This window comes from Mycobacterium sp. 1164985.4, assembly GCF_001668575.1.
Lineage (GTDB): Bacteria > Actinomycetota > Actinomycetes > Mycobacteriales > Mycobacteriaceae > Mycobacterium.
The window spans coordinates 1-7555 of the sequence record NZ_LZMD01000030.1 but is presented as its reverse complement, the minus strand read 5'-3'; the positions used below and the strand labels follow the sequence as shown (position 1 = coordinate 7555).

At 62.5% G+C, this 7555-nt stretch carries 6 protein-coding genes; 4 read left to right on the top strand and 2 right to left on the bottom strand.

The features are described 5' to 3' along the window. The first annotated feature begins 20 nt into the window (after positions 1–20). Complete coding sequence (locus A5650_RS27645; RefSeq protein WP_502687041.1) at positions 21–329, top strand: phosphopantetheine-binding protein; 309 nt, start codon at positions 21–23, stop codon at positions 327–329. 203 nt (positions 330–532) lie between these two features. Here A5650_RS27645 and A5650_RS03740 read toward each other — a convergent pair whose 3' ends face one another. Next, on the bottom strand, positions 533–1144 hold the full coding sequence (locus tag A5650_RS03740; protein WP_067286431.1) for a methyltransferase family protein: 612 nt from the start codon (positions 1142–1144) through the stop codon (positions 533–535). A gap of 247 nt (positions 1145–1391) precedes the next feature. Between A5650_RS03740 and A5650_RS03735 the strand changes: the two genes are divergently transcribed. Continuing rightward, positions 1392–2681 carry a glycosyltransferase gene (locus A5650_RS03735; protein WP_067286425.1) on the top strand — a complete coding sequence of 430 codons (1290 nt, stop codon included), beginning with the start codon at positions 1392–1394 and terminating at the stop codon, positions 2679–2681. A gap of 115 nt (positions 2682–2796) precedes the next feature. Here the strand turns inward: A5650_RS03735 and A5650_RS03730 are convergent, their stop codons facing one another. Next, positions 2797–3714 (bottom strand): sulfotransferase family protein, encoded by a 918-nt coding sequence (locus tag A5650_RS03730; protein WP_067286429.1) that lies wholly within the window; start codon positions 3712–3714, stop codon positions 2797–2799. Positions 3715–4406: 692 nt separating this feature from the next. Here A5650_RS03730 and A5650_RS03725 point away from each other — a divergent pair. Next, the gene (locus A5650_RS03725) at positions 4407–4637 is read left to right on the top strand and encodes an MbtH family protein (protein ID WP_067286424.1); all 231 of its coding nucleotides are present in this window, start codon (positions 4407–4409) and stop codon (positions 4635–4637) included. Positions 4638–4661: 24 nt separating this feature from the next. After that, positions 4662–7555, top strand: a 2894-nt coding sequence (locus A5650_RS03720) for a non-ribosomal peptide synthetase (protein ID WP_067286422.1), incomplete at its 3' end; no start/stop codon positions are given.

The following is a 7555-nucleotide window of genomic DNA, read 5'->3' as shown; positions in this document are numbered from 1 at the left end:
GCGAGATACCGAGCCAGCCGGTGACCATTCCGGTGACCAATGAGGCGCCAACGCCCGCGCAGTCCGGCACGCTCGGAAATTATCGCGCCCCGACTACGCCGGTCGAGCAAGTTCTGTCCGACATCTTCGCGGAGGTGTTGGCCGTCGACCGAGTGGACGTCGATGAGTCGTTCTTCGACCTAGGCGGAGATTCACTTTGCGCGATGCGGCTTATTTCCGCAATCAATGCAGCCCTTGATATCCAGCTCGCTGTCACCAGCCTGTTGAACGCGCCTTCGGTTAGAAGCTTGAGTAGTCAGCTCGCAGACATGCCCCGCTCTGTCGAATAGTTAACACCGGCTTCAAGCTGACACGCAGCGGGTACTGACCTACACTATCGGTTCAAGCGCGGTTCAAGCGTTTGGTGCTCCGCATCAGCGGAGGAGCATAGTTAATTCCACTGTGCCGCCGAGGAATTCAGCTTCCTGACAGTACCTTACGCTCGCTCGAGCCGAAACTCGGCGGTTCAATCAGGGTGCGTATTTTCGCGACTTCACCAGACACACGGCAGCAGGCGATAGCGGACCCTTTGGGTGTAGTCGCCATATCCGTCCAGTTCTTGCTGTAGCAGCTTCTCCTCGTCTTGGATTCGCAGAGCGAGTGATATCCCCGCAGGTATGACGGTAAGGAGTCCCCAGTAAGAACCGAGGGCAAGGGGGATGCCAATCAGCATGACCAAGCCGCCGGTGTACATGGGGTGCCGGACCATTCCGTACAGGCCGGTAGAAACAATCTTTTGGTCGCCCTCCACCTGTACATTCGCTGCCGCGTAACTGTTTTGAACCACGACCACCGTGACCGAAATCAATCCAACGGCTACGAGAACGTCGCCGACCAAACAGATCGCCGTGGGAACCTGCGACCAACCAAAGCGGTGGTCTAAGCCGCTGACCAGGAACGCCGCCGGCACCGACAACAGCCAGCCGTAGATGACGATTTTTTGAACTGTCCGAGTCTCTGCCGTCGCTCCACGCATACGGCGTTCGAACGCAGCGGGATTTGTTTTCATCAAGTAGATGCTGGGCAGCCATCCAGCGAGGTTGAACACCACCAGGAAGACCCACGCTTGCCAGTAATCGAGGGTGCCTGCTGCGATAAAAAGCATCAACCCAAGCGCGACGGATTCAGCAAACTTCGCCGCTAACCTGATGAAAGTGGGTTTCACGCGCCCTCCTTGACGTCCGGACGATACCGTACGTCGCAGCGAACTTCGAAGCCCACACTGGTTGCTACTTGAAGCGGTACCGGTTCAACGAGTCGAACGTCCCGCCCATCGTCTGAGAATCAAGGATAGTTACCTCGACCGGTGATCGCCTACACGCACTGGGTGGGGAAGGCTGTGATACAAGCTCATGAAGTATCTACTTGCGTGCTATGGAACTCGCGGCGATGTCGAGCCCGGCGCCGCTGTCGGCCGTGAACTGGCGCGTCGTGGGCATGAAGTGTGTATTGCCGTCCCACCAGACCTGGTCGACTTCGCCCAATCGGCTGGGCTTGAGGCGGTCGCCTACGGGTTGGAGACGGAGGCGTGGCTGGACGCCTACCGCAATGTCTGGGTGTCTATGTTCCGCAACTCCTGGAGAATCCAGGACCTGCACAAAGCACGTTCTGAACTCTTGGAGCAAGTGGACCGCTGCTGGGAGCAGGTCACAACGCCACTGAGGTCGCTGGCGGACGGGGCTGAGCTACTTTTCACCGGCCTGAGCTTTCAGCAGGCAGCCCTCAATATCGCGGAGTATTACGACATTCCATTGGTCACATTCCACTATCACCCTGTCCATGCCAATGGTCAGCTCGTGCCGTTTCTGCCGGGGGCGTTGGGCCGCTCCGCAATGAGGGTGGATCAATGGCTCAGTTGGCGCATGGGAGCCAAGAAGAAGGACGATGCGCAGCGTCGGGAACTTGGCCTACCGAAGGCCACAGGCCCTGTGCCATGGCGGATCGCCGATCGTGGATTCTTGGAAATCCAAGCTTACGACGACATTTGCTTTCCTGGACTCGCGGCCGAGTGGATGAAGTGGGATGGTCAACGGCCCTTTGTCGGCGCTTTGACGATGGAATTGCCGACCGACGCCGACGAGGAGGCCGCATCGTGGATCGCGGAGGGGACACCGCCAATATTCTTCGGCTTTGGTAGTACGCCGCTGGACTCTCCAGCTGACACGGTCGCCATGATCAGTGAAGTCTGCGCACAGTTGGGCGAGCGGGCATTGGTCTCCGCCTGCTGGGGTGACATGAACGATGTTCCCGAGTCGGACCACGTCAAGGTCGTGGGTGAGGTGAACTTCGCGGCGGTTTTTCCCGCCTGCCGGGCAGTCGTCCACCATGGCGGCTCGGGCACCACGGCGATAGGACTACGTGCAGGAGTCCCCACGTTGATCCTTTGGACCATGGCCGATCAGCCGATTTGGGGAGGTGCGGTCAAACGACTGAGGGTTGGCACCGCTCGGCGTTTCTCAGCGACAACCGAAAAATCGCTGCTCGCGGACCTGCGCACCATACTCGATGGTCGGTACACTGATCGGGCGCGCGAGGTGGCCTCTCGCATGACGAAACCCGCCGAAAGCGTCGCTGCCGCCGCCGATCTCTTAGAAGAACAGGCTCGCTTGCGCGTGATCGACAGGCGCAGGCCATCGAGGTGATAGCGCCGGGCCCACGGAATCGGTCCACTGATCGTCCTACTACCTCGAGAAGCGCAGAAGCGACGTTCCCGGAAGTTGCGTCCTCGAATGACGAATCTCGTCGTCTCGGCTCGGTCTAACCTCGAGAGGCTCCGCGCCGACGAGCCATTGCGACAGCTTCCTTGATTAGCGACCTGACGGACGACTTTCGGCGCACGCTGTCGCGGAGTTCGCGGTATTCCTCGAATGCAGCCCCGAAGCTTGGTGCGCTGAGTCGGTACTGTTCATAAACACGATCGAGTGTGGATTCGTCCGGGTGTTGGTCCCTCGCGGCCGCGCCCAGCGCTTCGTAGACGTCGGAGAGCCAATCTGTTCCCAGGAGGTTTGCCGGCGGACCGCCGTGTCGGTGGCGATGAAGACCTCGTTGGAGATACGCCTCGATTGCCCTCTCATCTCGGGTATCGAGGTCGATATCCAGCGCGGCGGAAATCCGTAGTGTTTCCTTGCGCCAGTCGTCCAGGAGGTTGACGTAGTCGATGAACACGCGCGGCACTCCCCGCGTCTGTCGCTCGGCCAGCAGGTTGTATGTAAGCCATAGGGCGTTCGCGAGGTCCGGCGAGGGTTCCGACGAGGCTCCACTGACCTCGGCAAGCGAGGCGGTGACCTCTTCTGGGTGGCGCACTGCGATAGCGACCGCGATTGCGAATCCCGCCCGACGGGCGGCTTCGAACCACACGGTGGACAGCAATGTGATCCTCGGATCCTTGATAACCACTATTGGCGCGGCTGGCAACGTCGCGAAGAAGTCGCTGATCTCGGCGATGCAGGCGGCCTGCTCCTCGGCATCGAACGCGCCCTCCCGTTGCAGGCGAAGTGTGGGGTCGGCCCAATCGCTGCCGTGGCGCTGCAGGATCCCATCGTTGAGGTCGACCGCGGCACGCGGTTCCCAGTAACCACGAGGGTTGGCCACGTCGGCAGCCAACAGGGCGGCGGGTAGCGCAGCACCGCACAGCGAAAGAACGCGTGTCAGGGCCGACGTTCCAGAGCGGTGCATCCCCAACACGAACAGGGCGACTGGACGGGTGGCGATCCCTGACTGCTCGGCGGAAACCGTCACGGGCGCTCTTCGCGTCTCACACCGAACTCAGCGAGGAGCTCGCTGCTCCGCGCAGGGTCGGTCCTGATGCAGCGGTCCGCCCGGGCCGACATGCCTAACAACGAGGCGCACCAAAGTTGCCAGCGACCCAGGCAACGTCAGTCCGTGCGCTCTTCTCGCGGGTTGCTGTGCGGAGAACATCGATCCGCACTGCAGCTGGACGAAGAACGGATGGCCCGGCGGGACCCGTTGAGGCAGTACGTCGGCAGATGATCACTAAGACAGGATAGGTGGTGCCGACGCTTTCGCCGGGAATAACATCGCATCTCCTACGGGTTCGGCATCCAACTCGCAATCCCGAGTGGAAACAACCCCGTTGGACAGGTCCACATCCATGCCGCCACGGACCGTGCAACGCTCCGGTTTCGCTGCTCGTCGGACGCGGACAAGCGGCACGCTGGTTGACGACAAGGCTTCGCAAGTTACTATCGCCTCGGGACCTCGCGCGGCGCGCCATTTGACGAGCCGCTTTGCTGAGCTTCGTGGGGGAGCAATACCAGGAACTTTGCCGAAACCCCGAAGCGGCCTGCTGGCTTTCAGTATGGTTTGGAGCGGTTCCACTCATATCAACTAGATGGTCTGGAGAATCTGTGAGCGTCAATCCGTTCGACGACGACAACGGCACGTTTTTCGTCTTGGTCAACGACGAGGAGCAACACAGCCTGTGGCCGACTTTCGCCGATGTTCCGGCTGGCTGGCGAGTCGTCTATGGCGAAGCGGACCGGGCGGCGTGTTTGGACTACATCGAGCAGAACTGGCCTGATATTCGGCCGAAGAGTCTGCGCGAGAGGCTGGCGGCGGGCCGAGCATCTGATAACTGACCCGGTGGGGGGTGGGGGAGCCGTGTGGAGGTGAATAACCAGGCGCTTCCGCTGACGCGTGGTCAGCTCGACATCTGGCTTGCACAGGAAACGCGTCATTCCGGGCGGGAGTGGGAGCTCGGCCTGTTCGTCCGAATCGACGGCCGGGTAGAGCGTGATGCCCTGGAGTGGGCGATCAGCAGGGCGGTCGCCGAGGCCGAGCCGGTACGGGCGGTTTTTCTCGAGGTCGACGGCCAAGTCGTGCAGCGGGTGATTGATTACCCGCACGTCGAACTGACGTTTCACGATTTGAGGTCAGCCGACGACCCAGTAGAAGAAGCCCGCGCGTTGGCGATGTCGATTCAACGCACCCCGATGTCGCTTTCTGGGCCGTTATTCAAATTCGCTTTATTCCAGACGCAGTTCGACGAATTTTATTTGTTTGCCTGCGGCCATCATATCGTCGTCGATGGAACCGGCATCGTCTTGATCGGACAACGGGTGGCCGCCGTTTACTCAGCGGTTGTTTCCGGTGCGCCCATTCCTACGGGTGTTTTCGGCTCGCTGCAGGAGCTGGTGGAGTGTGAGTCGGCCTATGAGGCGTCCGCCGATTACCTGGACGATCTGGCCTATTGGTCCGAGAACCTTCCCAGCGAGAGCGAACCGCCGTATCGGCTAGCCGACACGGCAGATCCGCGTGATTCATTTTGGCCCTCTGAGCCGATCGGGTTGGATCCGGTGGTTCTTTCTCGGGTCGATGAGTTCTGCCGTGTGCGTAATGTGCCGCGCTCGTCGGTGGTGACCGCGGCGTGTGCGCTGTTGGTGCATGGGTGGTGTGGAACGGGTTCGGAGGTGGTGTTCGACTTCCCGGTCAACCGGCGCGTGCTGCCCGAATCGAAGACGCTTCCGGGGATGGTGGCCGGGGTGGTGCCGCTGGCGGTGCGGGTCTACCCGGAATCGACGGTGGCCAGTTTTTGCGAGCATGTGGACACCCGGATCCGAGAAGCGTTGCAGCATCAGCGTTTTCCGGTGCACTCCTTGACGCGCAATCCGTCGACTGCCCGGGTGAACATCAACTTTCTGCCGTCTCGGTTCACGCTGCCCTTCGGTGGTACCCAGGCCTCGGCGTCGTTGACCAACGGCGCGGTCGTGGACGGCTTTGGTCTGTTTTTCTCCAGTTCTGGTGATGAGCTTTCCTTGAGCACGGTGGGGTCCGGGCAGCCGTGGTCGAGCTTTGATGTCACTGATCTGGCGGATCGGTTGGGTCGGTTGCTGGGGGCGATGACGGCTGATCCGGGGCGGGTGTTGTCCTCGATCGACCTGCTGAACGCTGGTGAGCGCGCCGGGTTGGACGGCTGGGGTAATCGGCCCGTGTTGACCCGGGCGGGCGCGGGGGTATCGATTCCGTCGGTGTGGTCCGCGCAGGTGGCCCGCGACCCCCAGGCGCTGGCGATTCGGGATCGGGGCCGGTCGTGGACTTATGGCGAGGTGGATGCGGCGTCGAATCGGGTGGCGCATCTGTTGGCCGGGTTGGGGGCGGGGCCGGGGCAGTGTGTGGCGTTGGTGTTTTCCCGCTGCGCTGAGGCGATCGTGTCGATGTTGGGGGTGCTCAAATGCGGGGCCGCTTATCTGCCGATTGATCCGGCGCATCCGGAGTCGCGCGTCGAGTTCATGGTCGCTGATGCCGCTCCTGTCGCGGCGTTGACGACGGCGGGGTTGGCGGGGCGCCTCGATGGCTGTGAGGTGTTGGTCGTCGATATCGACGACCCGCGCATCGAGGCCGAGTCCAGCACGGCGCTGGCGGTGCCGGCTGCCGACGATCTGGCGTATCTGATCTACACCTCGGGCACCACCGGTGTGCCCAAGGGGGTGGGCATCACCCATGCCAACGTGACCGAGTTGATGGGCTCGTTGGACGAGGGCTTGGCTGCGGCGGGGTTGGTGTGGTCGCAGTGGCATTCCTACAGTTTCGATATTTCCGGGTGGGAGATTTTCGGGGCGCTGTTGCATGGCGGGCAGTTGGTGGTGGTGCCCGAGGAGGTGGCGGCATCTCCGGAGGCGTTGCACACCCTGCTGGTCGATGAACGCGTCGATGTGTTGTGTCAGACGCCGTCGGCGGCGGGGATGTTGTCTCCGCAGGGATTGGACTCGGTGATGTTGCTGGTGGGTGGGGAGGCCTGCCCGCCGGAGGTGGTGGATCGTTGGGCGCCGGGTCGGGTGATGATCAACGAGTACGGTCCGACCGAGGCGACGATGTGGGTCGCGCTGTCGGCTCCGCTGTCCGCGGGTTCGGGGGCCCCGCCGATCGGTGGGCCGGTGCCCGGGGCGGCGTTTTTCGTTCTGGATGACTGGTTGCGCCCGGTGCCCGCCGGGGTGGTCGGTGAGTTGTATCTCGCCGGCCCGCAGTTGGCGGTGGGTTATGTGCGCCGGGCGGGATTGACCGCGTCGCGGTTCACGGCGTGCCCGTTCGAGGCGGCGGGTGCGCGGATGTATCGCACCGGGGATTTGGTGGCCTGGGGTGTTGATGGGCAGTTGCGCTATCTGGGGCGTGCTGATGAGCAGGTCAAGATACGTGGGCATCGGATCGAATTAGGGGAGATCCAAGCCGCGCTCAACGCGCTGGAGGGGGTGGAGCAGGCGGCGGTGATCGTGCGTGAGGACCGTCCTGGGGATCAGCGCCTGGTCGGCTATGTCACCGGCGCCGCTGACCCGGCCGCGATCCGTCCCACGCTTGCCGAGCGGCTGCCGGGCTATATGGTGCCGGCGGCGGTGGTGGCGATCGCGGCGTTGCCGTTGACGGTCAACGGCAAGCTCGACAAACGCGCCCTGCCGGCCCCGGGCTACACCGATGTGGATCGGTACCGGGCGCCCTCGACGCTGACCGAGGAGATTTTGGCCGGCATCTTCGCTGAGGTGCTCGGGGTGGAGCGGGTCGGGGT